Raw genomic sequence first — 16,590 nt, 5'->3', positions numbered from 1 at the left:
GCGGCGCCGAAACGCTCATGGAACGCGCATGGAACGGACCATAAGCCACGTCCAAACGCCGCTGGAAGCGGCGAAAAGTATATCAATGTTTGTGACCTGTTGCCCTTGAGCCACCTTGGCGATCCGGAAACCCGCCTCAACCTTCGTACGAAACGTCCGCCGTCAGCATATATCCCTCGTTGCGGACCGTGCGAATCAGCGCGGCGTCGCGCGCCGTGTCCTTCAAATGTTGCCGCAAGCGGCTGATGCAGACATCGATAGCCCGATCCAGCGGCGTAAGGTTCTTGCCGAACACTTCATCGAGCAGATATTCGCGCGACAGCGGCCGGTTCGGATGGTCGAGCAGCGTGCGCAAGGTCCGGTAATCAGAGCCGCCGAGCGTGATGATCACGCCCTCGGGCGAAAGCATTTGTTTCATGCGCGTATCGAGATGCCATCCGGCAAAACTGATGCTCGCGATGGCGTCCGCCGGCCGCGCGTTCGGGATGCTGCGCGCGCGCCGCAGGATCACCTTGATCTTGGCGACGAGTTCGCGCGGATCGAACGGTTTGGGAAGGTAGTCGTCGGCGCCCATTTCGAGGCCAAGCACGCGGTCGAGCAAACCGCCGCGGGCGCTCAGCATGACAATGGGAACCGTATTGTTGCGGCGCAGTTCGCGCGTGAGGTCGAGGCCGTCTTCGCCGTCGAGCATCAGGTCGAGCACGACCAGATCGACGCGCGACGAGTTGATGATCTGCTTCATCTGCGCGCCGCCTTTCGCGGCCTGCACGCCGTATCCCATGCTGCTCAGGTAATCGAGCAAAAGCTGACGGATGTTCGGATCGTCATCGACAACGAGTATCTGGTCCATGTATCTGCCGGATGGCTGCCTTCAAAGCTGGCGAGCGTAGCCCAGCCGCCGGCTGAATGGCTGAGCCAACACATTCCATTACAAAACAGCGCCGCTTCGATATATCCGCATTACATCGGCCCGATAAAGTCTGCGTTGCAAATCGCAATCATTCTTATTCAACAGGCTTTCATGCAAGGTATCACATGTCGATGTTCCGGATTTTCACGCCGCGACGCTTGAGGTTCGCGGCTTTGGCTTTGGCAACGTGCATGGCGGGCGCGTTGTCCTTCAACGCGGCCCGCGCGGAAAATGCGCCGGGCCTGGCCACGCTTGACGCGGCCCAGATCGTCACCGATGTCGCTGGCCGCACGGTCAGGATCCCGCAGAATCCGAGGCGGATCCTGCTGGGAGAAAGCCGTCTGCTGATGGCGGTGGCCTTGCTCGAAGGCGAGCATCCGCTCGCGAATATCGTCGGCTGGCAGGGCGACCTGAAAAACCGCGACCCGCAAACTTTCGACGTCTACGCAAAGAAATTCCCGCAAATCAACGATATCCCGCTGATCGGCAAGGCGACGGAAAGCAGCGTCAGCGATGAAAAAGCGCTGAGCCTCAAAGCCGATCTCGCGATCTTCACGTTTGGCGGCGAAGGCCCCGGCCAGTACAACGCGCTGGTCAAGCAGCTCGAAGCCACGGGCACGGTGGTGGTGTTCGTCGACTTCCGCATTCATCCGATGCAAAACACGCTGGCAAGCATGAAATTGCTGGGTGAAGTCCTGCATCGGAACGAACAGGCCGATGCCTATATCAAGTTCTACCAGGAGCACCTCGCGCGCGTTCAAAGCGTGGTCGCCTCGGTGCCTGACGCGCAGCGCCCGAAGGTTTTCATCGACATGCTCGCGGGTTCGTGGGGTGTCTGCTGCCACACGGCGGGTAATGGCAGCTTTGGCGAATTCATCAAGGTTGCGGGCGGCCGCAATATCGCGGCGGATCTGCTGCCCGGCGTGCTGGGCGATATCAGCATGGAACAGTTGATCGTCGCGAAGCCCGACATTTACGTGGCCGACGGAACATGGACGCGTCCGGGCGTGACCGCGTTGCGGGTCGGCGCGCTGACGTCCGAGCAGGACGCGGAACAAAGCTTGTCTGCGCTCGTGGCTCGTCCGGGCTACGACGCCATCAAGGCCATTCACGATGGCCGCGTCTTCGGCATCTGGCATAACTACTATGACTCGCCCTACAACATCATCGCCATTGAAGCGTTCGCGAAGTGGTTCTATCCGGCGCAGTTCAAGGATTTGAGCGTGAAGGCGACGCATGACGAGATGTATCGGCGATTCCTGGCGGTGCCCTCCGACGGCACCTATTGGGTCGATCATCCCGCGCCGGCGAAAGGCTGATCCGCATGGCGACCGCTCTTCTCATTGCGAATGACAATGTGCGTTCGTATCAGCGCCTGACGCGCCGCCGTATTGGCGGGTTGATGCTGGTGGGCGTGCTGATCGCAGCCGCGCTCCTGTTCGATTGCAGGACCGGACCGTCCGGCCTGACCGTGTCGGCGATTCTGCATGCGGTGTTTTATCCGCGCGCGGTGGCGCCGGATATCGCCGTGATCGTCTGGCAAATCCGCCTGCCCTACGCCGTGATGGCGCTCCTGGTGGGCGCGGCGCTCGGGCTGTCGGGCGCGGAAGTGCAGACCATCCTCAACAATCCGCTTGCGAGTCCTTATACGCTGGGGGTATCGGCGGCGGCGGCGTTTGGCGCGTCGCTTGCCATCGTGGCGAACATCACGATTCCCGGCGTTGCCCAGACCTGGGTGATCTCGGCCAATGCGTTCGCGTTTGCGCTGCTTTCGGCACTGCTGCTCGATACCGTCGCCCGCTGGCGCGGCATGAGCACGGCGGGCGTGGTGCTGATGGGCATCTCGCTCGTGTTCTCGTTTCACGCGCTGGTTGCGCTGATGCAGTTCATCGCGTCCGCCGATGCCCTGCAAGGCCTGGTCTTCTGGACGCTCGGTTCGCTCGCACGCTCCGACTGGACGAAGATCGGCGTACTGGCCGCGGCGCTTGCCGTCGCGTTGCCGATGTCCTTTGCAAACGCGTCGCGGCTTACCGCGCTGCGCCTGGGCGAGGATCGTGCGGCAAGCTTCGGTATCGATGTCCGGCGCCTGCGCCTCGGCACGCTCTTGCGCGTAGCCGTGCTGACGGCGCTTGCGGTGTCGTTCGTCGGGACGATTGGCTTTGTCGGCCTGATCGCGCCGCACGTGGCGCGGGCGCTGTTTGGCGAGGATCACCGCTTTTATCTGCCCGGCAGCGCGTTGACCGGCGCTTTGATGATGTCGCTGGCGTCGATTGCGTCCAAGCTGATCATTCCCGGCGTGCTGATTCCGGTGGGTATCGTGACGGCGCTTGTCGGGATTCCGCTGTTCCTCGGCATTGTGATTTCGTCGCATGGAGAACTCGGATGAGCAGGCTTTCCATCGATAACCTCTCGCTCAGCTACGGCCGCCGCCGCATTCTCGACTCGCTCGCCGCCGGGCCGCTTCCACGTGGCGAAATCACCGCGTTGCTCGGACCGAACGGCAGCGGCAAGTCGACCTTGCTGCGCGCGCTGTCCGGCCTCACGCGCTCCCAGTCGGGCAAGCTCGTGCTCGACGGCGAAACGCTCGCGCTCAGTGCGTCGGGCGCGCGCTCGCACAGCGTCGTGTATCTGCCGCAGGCGTTGCCGGCCGGCGTGCGGCTGCAGGTGCTGGAATCCGTGCTGGTCGCATATCGCGCGACGCGTAGTCAGGGTTATGGCACGCCGCGAAACACGGCGGACGATCTCGCCCACGTGCATGGCGTGTTGCAGCGTCTTGGCATTGAATCGCTTGCAACGCGCTCGCTCGATGAACTCTCGGGCGGCCAGCGGCAACTCGTTGGAATCGCGCAGGCGCTGGTTCGCGATCCACAGGTGCTGCTGCTCGATGAGCCGCTTTCCGCGCTCGACCTGAATCACCAGTTCCACGTAATGCGTACGCTGCGCTCGGAGACGCGCCATAGAAACATGGTCACGGTCGTGGTCCTCCACGACATCAACACGGCGCTGCGTTCCTGTGACAAAGCCATGCTCCTTCACGGCGGTCGCATCTGCGGTTTTGGCACGCCCGCGGAGGTCGTGACGCCTGATCGGCTTGACCAGGTGTTTGGGGTGATAGCGCGTATCGAGCCGTGTTCGCAAGGCCAACTGCAAGTTTCGATCGACGGTCTCGCCGATCGCTCGCGCGTCGCCAGCCGGTAACAGCAGCACAAGCACGGCAAGCCAGCGCTTCAACCAGCCGTTTATCCGCGCGTTTTTTCGATGCCTTCTCGAGGCATCGCGTCGACGCGCGCGAACGGCTTATCAAAAGCCAGGGGAAAATGAAAAAGACTTTAGCAATAGCCGCATGCGCGGCGGGGTACGCCTGCGCGGCGCATGCACAGAGCAGCGTCGCGTTGTATGGCGTGATCAACGCCGGCTTTTCCTACGCCAGCAATCAACACGGGAATTCGGGCGTGTCGGCGACGAGCGGCGATCTGCAAGGCAGCCACTGGGGGTTTATCGGCGCTGAAGATCTCGGCGGCGGCGCGAAAGCCATATTCCGGCTTGAAAACGGCTTTAACCTGATGAACGGCACGGCGACGCAGAACGGCCGCGAGTTTGGCTATCAGGCCTACGTGGGACTTGACGACCAGCGCCTTGGGCGCGTGACGCTGGGACGGCAGTACGACTCCGTGGTGGACTTCCTCGCGCCGCTGCATAAACCCGTGAGTAATAACCTCGCCGCACATCCCTACGACAACGACAACCTGAACCATGGATTTCGCGTCAACAATTCGGTGAAGTACAGCAACGAATGGTTCGGCGGTTTACGCGTCAGCGGCTTATACGGCTTCTCCAACGACGCAGGCGAATTCGCCAACAACCGCGCCTGGAGCGCGGGGACGTCATACGCAATGGGCAATCTCAAGATCGCGGCGGCGTACCTGCAGGTGAGCAACACGGCGGGCAGCAATACTGACGGCGCCGTGACGCTCTCGGACCGGACCTTCATTGCAGCGCTTCAGCGGACCTTTGGCGCGGGCGCCACCTATCAGGCAGGGGCCGCCAGAATTGATTTCCTCTGGACGCGTTCCCAATTCGATGGCTTGAAGACAATCAACGGAATCGGCAGTCTGGGAATTACGCAGACCAACGCCAACGCGCGTTTCGATAACTTCGAGATCAACACGATGTATCGCTTTACACCGGCCTGGACGTTGACTGGCGCATACACCTACACGGCAGGCAAACTCGATAATCGTCAGGGTAATTTCCATCCCAAATGGAACGAGGTTTCGCTGTTGCTCGACTATGCGTTTTCAAAGCGAACCGACGTGTATGCAGAAGCGCTTTATCAGCATCTGGCAAGCAATGGCTCGGGCCTGACCGCCGATATCAATCGCCAATCGCCCGCTTCCGGCGACGCACAAACCGTTCTGGCGCTGGGGATCCGGCATCGGTTTTAAAAGGCGCTTGCTCGGTTGCGAACAGAAAGAAAAATCCGATCGATTATTTCGCAGCCCGCTCTGCGATTTAATCGACCGATATCCTCGTCCTTGTTCCGCACCAGATTTTGAATTTCAGCTGGAACTCATCATTCAATTCGACCGTCTCATTCCCTGTCCTGCAAACCTGTTCGACTAAAATAAAATCGTCTTTATCGATCACGACAAGCAAATCATCACATGTTGTCGTCAGATTGAAGGCATGATTTATGCGCGAGTATCCAGCGCAGCCATATTCCGACCAGACCGAAAACAAATCCATGACGCCGCATCGCGAGGAAACGGGCGCTGACCACTGGCAAGACGAGCCGCCGTTCCCGGTCGTGCCCGAGCGCAATTTTGCCGCTCAGCGCGCCACGTTACGCGTATTGCTGATCGCCGCGATTGTCCTGCCCTGTCTTTACGTGACGGCCATGTCATGGAGCGACCTGAAGGCGCGCGAAGCCGATGCCGCCGAAATCGCCGAACGCAACGCGCACGTCGCGGAAGAACATGCGCTGAAAGTCTTCGACATGAACCAGACGCTCAACGCGCGGGTCATCGATCTGATCGACGGACTGGACGACGCGACACTGCGCAGCAACGAAGCTTCCATTCACCAAAAACTCAAGTCGATGGGCGGTGGTTATCCGCAAGTGGCGGCGGTGAGCATCATTGGCGCGGACGGACGGTTGATCGCGACCAGCCGCGTGTTCCCGACACCAGACGTTTCAATAGAAACGCGCGAGGATTTCATTGCCGTGCGCGATCATCCGGCCATCGAGAATGTCTCGAGCGTCATGCAGGGCAAGGTCGTGGGCGAAAGCGTGTTCAATACCGCCGTGCCGCGCAAGACGCCGGACGGCAAATTCGCGGGGATTGTGTCCATCGCGCTGCGCCCGAGCTATTTCGCGGGGTTTTATCGGGAACTGCTGGGCGACAACACCAGCGTGTCGCTTGGCCTGACTCGGGCCGACGGCGCCGTGCTGGCCTGGTATCCGGTGCGTCCGCCAAACCGCATGGCGCTCGCCGCCAGTTCGCCATTGCGTGAAGCGTATTCGTCGGCGCGCCATGCGGGTGTCGTGCGCATGCGTTCCGGGCTCGATAACCAGTTGAAAGTGGTCGCGTTCCGGCGCGTCGGAAATTACCCGGTGTATGTGTCGAGCGGCTATCCGGTCGCGACCATCTGGGCGGCCTGGTATCAACACGTCAGCGTGCTGATGCTGTCGCTGTTCGCGCCCTGCGTGGTCCTTTGGGGCGTGATCTGGCTTTCGCTGCGGCGTCTCGCCAACGAAGAAGATGCGTGGGAACGCTGGCAGGCGGAAGCGTCGATGCGACGTTCCATTGAATCGGCCTACCGGCAGGCGCGCAAGATGGAAGCGCTGGGCAATCTGGTCGGCAGCGTCGCGCACGATTTCAACAATCTGCTGATGATCCTTTCCACTAATGTGCAGATTGCCCGCCGGCGCGGTGCGGTGGGGCTCGATCGCGAATTGTCCGCCATGGAACGCGCGCTCAAAAGCGGCCAGTCGCTCACGCGCCAGTTGCTCGGCGTGGCGCGCAAGCAGCCGCTGCGCAATGAAACCATCGCAATCGGCAAATGGCTGCCGGCGTGCCGCGAATTGCTGAAGGCATCGCTTGGGGCCAAGGTTGCGCTGAATCTGGAAACGGATACGGATGTCTGGCCAATTCGCGTCGATGCCGCCGAGCTTGAACTCGCGCTCATCAATGTTGCTGTAAATGCCCGCGACGCCATGCCCAACGGCGGCACGTTCTCGGTTCGTGCGGACAACGTCCAGTTTCGTCATGAGGATGGCTTTCCGCTTGTCGGCGAATTCGTCCAGTTGACGCTCGAGGACACCGGAGACGGCATGGGTCCCGAAATCCTTGGCCGCGCATTCGAACCGCTGTTCACCACCAAGTCGAAGGGCATGGGAACCGGGCTTGGACTGCCGCAGGTGTTCGCCTTCTGCGAGCGCGCGGGCGGCGTGGCGACCATAGACAGCGCCGTGGGCGCGGGCACGTCGGTACGGCTTTATTTGCCGCGAGCGGGCGCATCGGCGGAGCAGACAGCCGACGTGCCGCACGACGCCACCACGGCCAGCGATTCGAAAGGCTTGCGGGTGCTGCTGGTGGAGGACAACGAGGAAGTGGCCGCGGGCACGGAAGCGTTGTTATCGATGATGAATCATAAGGTCACCCATATCTTCAACGCGGACGGCGCAATCGCAATGCTCGACGCCGCCCGCGGCAATCCCGCGACGGTCGACTCACCGCCATTCGATGTCGTCCTCTCCGATATTCATATGCCCGGCAAGCTGAACGGCATCGATCTCGCGGAGATCCTGCAAACGCGCACGCCGCGCGTGCCGGTGATCCTTGTCACCGGCTACGCGGAAGAACTCGACCGGGCGCGGCATGTGGATGCGCGCGTGTTGTCGAAACCATTCGATATCGGCCTGCTCGATACGCTTCTTCAAACCATCCGGGAAGACCTGAGCGCACGCGCCGACCGGGAACACGGCGAAGCGCCGCACTGAGTTTTCTCACGGTTTGTAAAAACGTCGGCGATTTCCGGGCGGATCAGCGGGAACCGGCACGCCGGGGTGGCTCGCCTGCGCGTGTCGCACGACCCGGCACGGGAGTTGCGATCCTCAGCGAGACTTGCGGCGAATGCGTACGAACGCGTCGCAACTTACTCCAAGGCCACCCAGGGAGGCAGCCATGCGACACACAGTTATCGGTATCTTCGACACCTACGATCAGGCCGAAGTCGCGCGCAGTGCGCTCGTGGCTTCGGGTTTTGCTCGTGGCGACATCGAACTCCAGGCCGCGCCGGAACCTTCGTCACCGGCGGACCCGGCGCTTGAACCTGCCGGCGCTGTACAACCGCCGGAAACAGGCGGCGTGCTGGCGAATATAGAACGGTTCTTCTCGATGCTGTTCGGTGGCCGCGATCAGCCGCCCGAGGTCGCGCATTATTCGGAAGCCGTGCGGCGTGGCGGAATACTGGTGGCTGTGAATACGCCGTCGGAAGAACGCGCCAACACAGCCCGGCAAACGCTCGCTGAGCAAGGTGCAATCGATATCGATGAACGCGCTGCAAGCTGGGGCGCGCTGAATAATCCGGGCACGATCAACACCACCGCCGACGACCGCGATCATTCGCTGCTTGATGAGCTTGGGCTGGGTTCGGGAAGCGCCGTGCCGGGACGCGGACCGGTCAATCCGGCAGCCGATCCGCTTGCCACGGCGCGTAATGACTCGCGTGCGCGTGCTTATCCTCGCGCGGATCAAGGCGACCCTGCCGCGCTGGAACCGGTCGACCCGCTTGACCCGATCAGCCCCGTTGCACGCGATCCGTTCGCGGGCGGCAGCGATTCGACCTATCGTGCGACCGGTGGCGATCCAATGACCAGCGGTTCCGTGTGGCCGGCAAAAGATGAAACCACGCAAGGCTGGCGCCCCGTCGCCCCAGTTGACCCGCTCGATGAAACCGAGGCATCGGCGCAACGCAGTGAAGCGGGTACGCCCGTGGCTGGGTCGCTGAGCCAGTCGGCAACCGATCCGCTCAGGCCCGATCTGCCGCTGTCCCGAAACTCCATGCCCGATGAATATATGGAGTATGAAGACGATTTCCGCACCGACTACGAATCACGCTACGCAGCTACGGGCGCGCGCTACGAAGAATACGAAGATGCCTACCGGTATGGCGCCACACTTGGCAACGACGAGCGTTATCGTGGCCGGACCTGGGACGATTCGATGGAAACGGAGTTGCAACGCGACTGGCAAGGCCGTAATCCGCATGGCGAAGACACGTGGGAGCGTTTCAAGCTCGCGGTGCGTCACGGCTGGGATCGCGTGACGGGGCATCACCATACGTAACTCAAGGCGATTTGATTGATCCAGCAACTCGCTTGAAAAGTAGCGGCCCGCTTTGGCGGGCTGCTACTTTTTTGCTGTGCCTTTATGCCGCTGAGATCCGTTTGACCCACGCTACGTATTTATCGACGAAAGCCTGCAGGAACTTGCGGGTATCCTCGTTCACGATCTTGCCGCTTGCATCGATACGGCTCTCATCGTGCTTGATGAACATTTCCGGCTGACCCATCAGCGGCACATCGAGATACGCCAGCACATTACGCAGATGCGCCTGCGCGAGCGCCGTGCCGATCGCGCCCACGGATGTCCCGATCAACGCACCCGGCTTGTTCGCCCACGCGCTTTGTCCCCACGGCCGCGAACCCCAGTCGAGCGCATTTTTCAGCACGCCGGGAATTGAACGGTTGTACTCGGGCGTGACGAACAGCAACCCGTCCGCCTCCGATATCTTTTGCTTGAGCGTTCGCGCCGCCTCTGGAAAATCGGCATCGTAGTCCTGGCTATAAAGCGGCAGGCTGGCGATATCGAGAAAATCGAACGAGAAATCCGGCGGCGCGAGCGAGATCAATGCGTGCGCCAGCTGCTTGTTGAACGAATCACGCCGGATGCTGCCAACGACAACCGCGATTTTGTAGGCCATAGATATTCCCTCTGACTGAGCTGAACAGGTGATGGGGCACCACGAATATCATAGGCGCGCAAGTAGCGGGCAGCTATTGCGACTGCGATGTTGAACAACGCGAAGCACGCAGCAATAGCGCGATTAGCGGGCGCTTTGGCCTCGCATTGAGCAATTCAAGCAGAACCCGCCTGACGTGCCGCTTTCACGCTCTTTTTGAGATGATTTCCACAAAGTTGTCCACAGAAATTGTGGACAACTTTGAAGATGTTTAATAATTCGCACTAAACCGCCAAGAGTTTGGCGGAAGAAGGCTAGTCAGAGCGCTGCGGCGAAATCGTTGGAACTCAATGGCCGAAAAATACATTGCACTGCGACGCCGGGCCTTGACACGTGGCCGGTTGCGAATTTGAAGTTTCAGCGGCGTTTACCGCACTGGCGACGGCAAGAAGAACGACAGCAGCAAAGACGGAAAAAACGCGTTTCATGGCAATACCTCGGTTGACTGATGAAGTCCGGCTGACTTGCTGCTGGATCGCAGAACCGAGCATACGGACGAAGCCGCCGCAGAAAAACGCCAGGTACCGGAAATATCCTTTACAAAATGCGCAAGGGTGTACGTCAAAACACGCACGCCGTTGGCAAACAAAATTCACATTCATGCGCCTGCAGCAACAATATGTTTTCTTAATCGACATTGGTCTTCGATAGTCATGTGAATAGACTGATTCATATCGATGGCGCAAGGCGCGCCGTCTTGAAAATCAGAGGCTCACATGAAACGCGTGCTTATTGGCAGTTTGCTTGTCGCTGTACTGGCTTCATCGGCCAGCGCCTTCGCTCAATCTTCGAACACTGCGCCGAAAACGCGAGCTGAGGTCAAGGCCGAGCTCATTGCGGCGCGAAACAGTGGCGAACTCGATGCGATTCATTCGGAAAGCTATCCGGAGTTGCTGCCTTACCAAACAGCAAGGTCGCCAGACGCTGGACGTGCAGTCGGGACGTCCGTCACCGAGGCGAACAGCGCGCGTATCAGTACGCAATAATCAAGACCACGGCCTTCGTGTCATAACAGCTTCTCTCACACCTCGCTCCGATGAGGTTTGCCCGGTACTCAAGCACCGGGCTTTTTTATGCGCGTCAGTGTGTGATGGCGGTAAGGCATAACGTGACGGTCACGAGCGAAATCAGCGTGGAGAACAGAATGGTGCTCGACGTCACGCCCGCTTCCCGCCGATAAAACTCCGCCAGCATGAACGGCCCCGTTCCGGTTGGCAGCGCGCTAAGCATGACCGCGGTCTTTGCCCATAAGAGCGGCAGCGCGAACACGTGAAACGCCAGCCACCAAGTGAGCAGCGGCTGCGCGATCAACTTGGCGATGACCAGCATAGAAGTCTTTCCGGCTGCGCCGCCTTTCGACTTTTCGCCAAGAAACAAGCCAAGTGCAACCAGCGCGCATGGACTTGCCGCCGCACCCAATAACTTGAGGAATGTATCCGCGCCGCCCGGGATGGCGAGGCCCGCGCCGCTGCATAGCCATCCGGCGAACGGCGCGAACAGCAACGGGTTGGTCACGAGCGATCTGACCACCTTGCCCAACGTCGCGGCAAAGTGCTTCTCGGTCTGCAAGCCAAGTTCAATCAACACGATAGCCACGGCAAACAACACGCATACCGTGAGGATCAATGCGATCACCGCAGGCGCGAGGCTCGCGTGGCCAAACGCAAGCGCACACAAAGGCAAGCCGATAAATCCGGCGTTCGGATAAGCAGCGTTGAGCGCGTCGAGGCTGGCGTCGGCGAGATGGCTCGATCTCTTCAAGCTCGCCAGCAAGGTCAGCAAGAAGATCGCGGCAGCCGCGATTCCGAACGCAGCGATAAACGCAGGCTGGTCCAGCGAACGCCAGGGCGTGGTGGCCATGATGTCGAAGAGCAGCGCGGGCAACGCAAGATACACGACAAAGCGATTCAGTTCCGACGAGGCATTCGGCCCTAACCGATTCGTCTTGCGGCAGGCATAGCCCGCGAAGATGAGTGCGAACACAGGAAGGATGATGGTGAGAAGCGGCTTGAACAGCGACGAGACCAGCAACGGCATGAGTAAGAGCGCGACTTGATTGGGCAAGGCGCAAAGCATAGCGGCAGATGCAAGTCACCGCTGGGCGAGTTTCCAAAGGTGAGCGATTTCGGGAGCCGCGCGAGGTGAGCTTCGCACCGATGCAAAAGCTCACGCCAAAGCCGATTGCAAGTATCGCTAACTAGATACGCGATCGCGCCGAAGTTCATCGAATAGGTTATGTATCGGCTTGAAATCCTTTACCCATAGGGCTTTCAAGCTTAAGGGCTTGCTGGCGGCAAGCCCGTGACCTTGCTCCTGTGCGCCGCGCGCGCGTTGCGCTCAGCACGACGCGTAGGCAAGCCGGTGAGGCTTTACATCTTTAGGTGAGGGAATACGGGACCCCATTGCGCAGTCTTTAGAAGACACTTGAAGAGCGATGCGTCCGATCCGGTCCAGCTCGAAGTCCGGGCATTAAAGCGTTCGGGATCAATAGCTTGCGACCTGTTGTTAAAACAGTTGATACACATCGACACCTTTGCTAACAGGCTTCTCGGATACCCTTCATCCATCAGTTGAAACGCTAGAGGTGAGCTTATGCGGGACCTTGTCTTATCGAACAAATAACGGAACAAAGCTTGCTCACAGCTCAACGCCACTGCATACACACAATGAGGACACAGATGAAATTCAAACGATCCGTCGCCATCGGCGCTGCGGCTTTGCTGGTGATCGGCGGACTGGGCGCGCTGGCCGCTTGCGCGATGGCGGGGAGCAGCAAGAGCGGCAACGAGCAGGTGCCCGAGCCCGCCAAGGATGTTGATCTCGATCGATATCTTGGGCAATGGTACGAATTCGCGCGCTATGAAAACCGCTTCGAACGCGGCTGCGAAGCAGTTACCGCAAACTATGCAAAGCGGGAAGACGGATTGATATCGGTGATCAACTCCTGCCGTCATGGGGGCGTGAACGGGACGCCGAAGTCATCGGAAGGCAAGGCCAAGGTCGTCGCGGACTCGCATAACGCCAAGCTCAAGGTCTCGTTTTTCGGGCCATTCTATGTGGGCGATTACTGGGTGCTCGATCACGCGGATGACTATACGTGGTCCATCGTCGGTGAACCGAGCGGACGTTATCTATGGATTCTTACGCGTGAAGCGAAGCCGTCGGCGGCGATACGAACGGCGTTGATCGACCGTGCGCGCAAGCTCGGCTACGACGTGACGCTCTTGCGCGAGACGCTGCATTGAACATCAGTCATCGATAGCGCGTCGTGGAGATGGCGCTAGAGTACGGCCGTTGATTGAACCAGAACTATTGAACGAATTTGTTCATCCAACCTGTCGGCGCATCGAGCGTGTGCAGGTTAGAGAATCCACACACGCAGGTTCATTTCGCCTGACACGCAATAAGCAATCCGTTCTGGCCGTTTTCGCTGCTTTGATCGAGAACGTCATAGCTGCCCGCACACATGGCGCGCGCGTTTTCCTGGCAGTTGCTCCATCCGCCGCTGCTCGGGCACTGGATCATGGAAGTCGGGCGTCCGTCGGATGAAAAAAGCGGCGGCGCGCTGCTGCATGCGGACAACGCGGAAAGCACCGCCAAAAGCGGCACTAGCGCCGCGGAACGCGCGGCAAAAACGCTGAAAAGCTTCATCCGATACCCCCTTTTGTCGCTGTTTTTCTGATGCCGCAAGTATGCCATGCGGCGCTTTCAGCTTGCCTTTGGAGGTCGCGGTTTATCTTGCCGTATCGACCTCGGCTTCGGGCCAGAGGCGCGGAAAGAGATAGCGGAACAGCTTGAGCGGCAAGGCCAGCTCGATCGGCCCTTTCGGCGTTTTTGAACTGACAATGCCGAGCTTGAATAGATCGGCCAGTGCGCGATCCGCAGTTCGGCTCGCGAGTCCCATCATGGCCTTGAAGCGGGTTCTGTCGATAGACGCGACGCTGCCCAGATAAGCAAGCGGCTGCGCAGCTTCGACGCGCAGAAAGCGGGTATCAACCTTGGTTGCTTCAGCGGCCAGCATCTGGGAGAGTCTTGCTTCGAACGCCTGCATTTGCAACATGCCGTCCATGAAACCGATCTGGTCCAGATAGAGGTTCATGCAAAAGTCTATAAATTCAACCAGCCCGCTTTCGCTCAGCACGCCCCTGCCGTCATAGTCGCCTTTGCGACGCTGATCGGCTGCGATCAGATATTGATAGTAAGCCGCTTGTTCGCGTGCGAAGCCGCGCATGGGCGACCAGAGGCCCTGTGTCAGCCCTAACGCCGACAAACCAATATGCGTATGCAATCGCGCGGTACGGCCGTTGCCGTCTAGAAAAGGGTGAATCCACGCAAGCCGGTGATGCGCCGCCGTCAACGCGATGACGGCCGTTTCCCCGGCCCGGGCGTAGCGATACCCGCTTGTCCACTCTTCCATGAACCGAGGCAGTGTTGCCGGATCCGGAGGAATATGCGCGCCAACCTTGACGCCTTTCTCGCGCCAGGCGCCCGGCGTGATTTTTTCCTCTTTGCCGTCGTCGCCTGTCTGGAGCAGGTCTTGCGCCGACAATTGATCGTGCAGATGCCGATGAATCGACTGGACGACCGAGCCCTCGAAGAACGATGCGGAATCGAATGCAGGAAAGGTGTCCTCGCCCCAGCGCTCGGTGCCAATATGCGCAACCGCGATGCGCTGTTTATGCGCCTCCCCCGGCTTGGCGGAAAAATCCTCGTGCAGCGCCCGCTCGATCAGGAGCGGCTCCGTATGCTGTCCCTCGATCTTGTTTGTATAGTAGGAATTCATGGGCCGCAGCGCTTCGCGCAAAAGCGCCCGCAAATGCGGCATGCCATGCGCAGCCAGATCCTTCGCCTGTCCAATGACATTGGCCGCCAACGGACGCAATGCATCCATCTTCAGCGCGGAAGGCAGCATTGGATGCATCTGATGGACCGCGTAATACGGATATTTCGAATCGGCAGATGTCATGGTCCTTGTTGGCGAATATCATGGCGAATCTTTGGAACAGTAAATTTTCCTGAAAACCATTATATTACAAATAGATAGTTGTACCGTGGCGAATCTCGTGGCGAATCATTAGAGTGTGAAAATCAACGCTAGACCGCGATTCCCAGCGCCACGATTTTTTTATACATCGTTGCCCGCCCAATGCCGATTCGCTGCGCCGCTTCGGCAACCCGGCCGCCGCTTGCATGCAAGGCATCGGAAAGAAACTGCTTTTCAAACGACGCCATGGCCTGTGCATACGGCACGGTCTCCTCCTCCGTGGACGCCCGTGGCGGTTCAGGCTCTGGCGTCACCGTTTCCTCGCCCATAAACGATCCCAACGCGCGGGCATCGATATGCTCGCTGTCCGACAACATCACCGCGCGCTCCAGCGCATTGCGCAATTCGCGCACGTTTCCAGGCCACGAATAGGCGCACAGCAGGCGCAATGCATCGTCGTGAAGGACGAACTGGCCGGCGTGGCGCGGACGGGCATCGGCGGAAAGCTCTTCGAGCATGGCGTACACAAGCGCCTCGATATCCCCCACGCGCTGACGCAGCGGCGGCGCATGGATCGCCAGCACATTCAGCCGATAAAACAAGTCCGCCCGAAACCGGCCGCTCGCCACGAGAGCGGGCAAATCCGCCGATGTGGCCGCAATGATCCGCACATCGGTGCGCACGATCCGGTTCGATCCGAGCGGCTCGAACTCCTTCTCCTGCAATACGCGCAGCAATTTGCCCTGAAGGGCGAGCGGCATGTCGCCAATTTCATCGAGGAACAAGGTGCCCCCGTCGGCGAGTTCGAACTTGCCCACGCGCCCTTTGCGATCCGCGCCGGTATAAGCGCCCGCCGACGCACCGAAAAACTCGACTTCGAGCAAGGTATCGGGGATGGCCGCGACGTTCACCGAGACAAGCGGACGCGCCGAGCGCGCCGACGCGCCGTGGATTGCGTGTGCGAGCAGTTCCTTGCCCGTACCCGTCTCGCCCGACAGCAATACCGGCGAATCGACTTGCGCCGCCCGCCGCGCCTGGCGTTTTACATCCAGGCTCGCCGTGCTCGTACCGACAAAACTCGCGAATGTGTATTTAGCACGCCGCGCCTGGGCAAGCGATTGCCGCGTGGCGATAAGCTCTTGCTGCACGCGCGAGTAATGCGAAAACAAGGGCGTGAGCGCCTTCATTTCATCGAAGAGCGCAAAGCCAATCGCGCCGACCGTTTCGCCGAAATCGTCCTTCAGCGGTAGCCGGGTGACGACCAGCGGTTCGCGGTCGGTTTCCAGCAGGTCGAGCAGGATCGGCTTGCCGGTGGTCACGACCTCGCGCATCAGGCTGTTTGGAATTACGGCTTCGCAATCGCGGCCGATGGCGTCTTCGGGGTCCGCAAAGCCAAAACGCGCCGCGTAGCGCTTGTTGATCCAGACCACGCGCGCGTCTTTATCGACGATAAACGTGCCTTCACTGAAATTTTCGAAAGTCTTGAAAAGCGAATCCATCGCGCGGCGCAAAACGTCGCTGTAGTCGACGGGGACATGCGTCCAGTCGTTGAGCATCGGTGTCTCCGAGAGGTTTCTCGATATCGAGACAGAATATCTCTAAACGTGGAAACACGGCAAGGCATTAAACTACCGGCCGTTCGGCTGAAGTTCAACGCAATTTTTTAGCG

Annotated in this window: 14 protein-coding genes; 8 read left to right on the top strand and 6 right to left on the bottom strand. The window is 59.8% G+C overall.

Annotation, left to right across the window (positions count from 1 at the left end):
- Window positions 1-136: 136 nt before the first annotated feature.
- Window positions 137-850 carry a response regulator gene (locus tag ACRWA7_RS13485; protein WP_438391439.1) on the bottom strand — a complete coding sequence of 238 codons (714 nt, stop codon included), beginning with the start codon at window positions 848-850 and terminating at the stop codon, window positions 137-139.
- Window positions 851-1,035: 185 nt separating this feature from the next.
- Between ACRWA7_RS13485 and ACRWA7_RS13480 the strand changes: the two genes are divergently transcribed.
- The 6 genes from ACRWA7_RS13480 to ACRWA7_RS13455 all read left to right on the top strand — a co-directional run bounded on the left by ACRWA7_RS13480 (window position 1,036) and on the right by ACRWA7_RS13455 (window position 9,261).
- Entirely contained in the window at window positions 1,036-2,229 is a 1,194-nt protein-coding gene (locus ACRWA7_RS13480) for an ABC transporter substrate-binding protein (RefSeq protein WP_438391438.1), read from the top strand.
- Between the two features lie 5 nt (window positions 2,230-2,234).
- A complete protein-coding gene (locus tag ACRWA7_RS13475; protein WP_438391437.1) occupies window positions 2,235-3,296 on the top strand; it encodes a FecCD family ABC transporter permease in 1,062 nt (353 codons plus the stop codon).
- Window positions 3,293-4,108: an ABC transporter ATP-binding protein gene (locus ACRWA7_RS13470; RefSeq protein ID WP_438391436.1), complete on the top strand. Its 816-nt coding sequence runs from the start codon at window positions 3,293-3,295 to the stop codon at window positions 4,106-4,108. Before ACRWA7_RS13475 ends, ACRWA7_RS13470 begins: the two co-directional genes overlap by 4 nt.
- A 119-nt stretch (window positions 4,109-4,227) precedes the next feature.
- On the top strand, window positions 4,228-5,355 hold the full coding sequence (locus ACRWA7_RS13465) for a porin (RefSeq protein ID WP_438391435.1): 1,128 nt from the start codon (window positions 4,228-4,230) through the stop codon (window positions 5,353-5,355).
- Between the two features lie 248 nt (window positions 5,356-5,603).
- Window positions 5,604-7,913: a hybrid sensor histidine kinase/response regulator gene (locus ACRWA7_RS13460; protein ID WP_374728605.1), complete on the top strand. Its 2,310-nt coding sequence runs from the start codon at window positions 5,604-5,606 to the stop codon at window positions 7,911-7,913.
- A 184-nt stretch (window positions 7,914-8,097) separates the two neighbouring features.
- On the top strand, window positions 8,098-9,261 hold the full coding sequence (locus ACRWA7_RS13455; RefSeq protein ID WP_438391434.1) for a hypothetical protein: 1,164 nt from the start codon (window positions 8,098-8,100) through the stop codon (window positions 9,259-9,261).
- A gap of 82 nt (window positions 9,262-9,343) precedes the next feature.
- On the opposite strand, the gene ACRWA7_RS13450 is transcribed toward ACRWA7_RS13455, so the two are convergent.
- Window positions 9,344-9,898, bottom strand: a complete 555-nt coding sequence (locus tag ACRWA7_RS13450) for an NADPH-dependent FMN reductase (RefSeq protein WP_438391433.1) — start codon at window positions 9,896-9,898, stop codon at window positions 9,344-9,346.
- A gap of 755 nt (window positions 9,899-10,653) precedes the next feature.
- Between ACRWA7_RS13450 and ACRWA7_RS13445 the strand changes: the two genes are divergently transcribed.
- Entirely contained in the window at window positions 10,654-10,923 is a 270-nt protein-coding gene (locus tag ACRWA7_RS13445; RefSeq protein WP_438391432.1) for a DUF4148 domain-containing protein, read from the top strand.
- Between the two features lie 94 nt (window positions 10,924-11,017).
- Here the strand turns inward: ACRWA7_RS13445 and ACRWA7_RS13440 are convergent, their stop codons facing one another.
- Window positions 11,018-11,974: an AEC family transporter gene (locus ACRWA7_RS13440; RefSeq protein WP_438391431.1), complete on the bottom strand. Its 957-nt coding sequence runs from the start codon at window positions 11,972-11,974 to the stop codon at window positions 11,018-11,020.
- Between the two features lie 641 nt (window positions 11,975-12,615).
- On the opposite strand from ACRWA7_RS13440, the gene ACRWA7_RS13435 reads away from it, so the two are divergent.
- Complete coding sequence (locus ACRWA7_RS13435; RefSeq protein WP_060817892.1) at window positions 12,616-13,182, top strand: lipocalin family protein; 567 nt, start codon at window positions 12,616-12,618, stop codon at window positions 13,180-13,182.
- A 139-nt stretch (window positions 13,183-13,321) separates the two neighbouring features.
- Here the strand turns inward: ACRWA7_RS13435 and ACRWA7_RS13430 are convergent, their stop codons facing one another.
- The 3 genes from ACRWA7_RS13430 to ACRWA7_RS13420 all read right to left on the bottom strand — a co-directional run bounded on the left by ACRWA7_RS13430 (window position 13,322) and on the right by ACRWA7_RS13420 (window position 16,477).
- Window positions 13,322-13,588 (bottom strand): hypothetical protein, encoded by a 267-nt coding sequence (locus ACRWA7_RS13430; protein WP_438391430.1) that lies wholly within the window; start codon window positions 13,586-13,588, stop codon window positions 13,322-13,324.
- An 82-nt stretch (window positions 13,589-13,670) separates the two neighbouring features.
- A complete protein-coding gene (locus ACRWA7_RS13425; protein ID WP_438391429.1) occupies window positions 13,671-14,903 on the bottom strand; it encodes a Fic family protein in 1,233 nt (410 codons plus the stop codon).
- A 128-nt stretch (window positions 14,904-15,031) separates the two neighbouring features.
- Complete coding sequence (locus tag ACRWA7_RS13420) at window positions 15,032-16,477, bottom strand: sigma-54 interaction domain-containing protein (RefSeq protein WP_438391427.1); 1,446 nt, start codon at window positions 16,475-16,477, stop codon at window positions 15,032-15,034.
- Window positions 16,478-16,590 lie beyond the last annotated feature (113 nt).

It is taken from the genome of Caballeronia sp. DA-9 (assembly GCF_051615025.1).
GTDB classification, from domain to species: Bacteria; Pseudomonadota; Gammaproteobacteria; order Burkholderiales; family Burkholderiaceae; genus Caballeronia; species Caballeronia sordidicola.
Note: the sequence above shows the minus strand (reverse complement) of the source record. Positions and strands in the feature narration are given on the sequence as shown.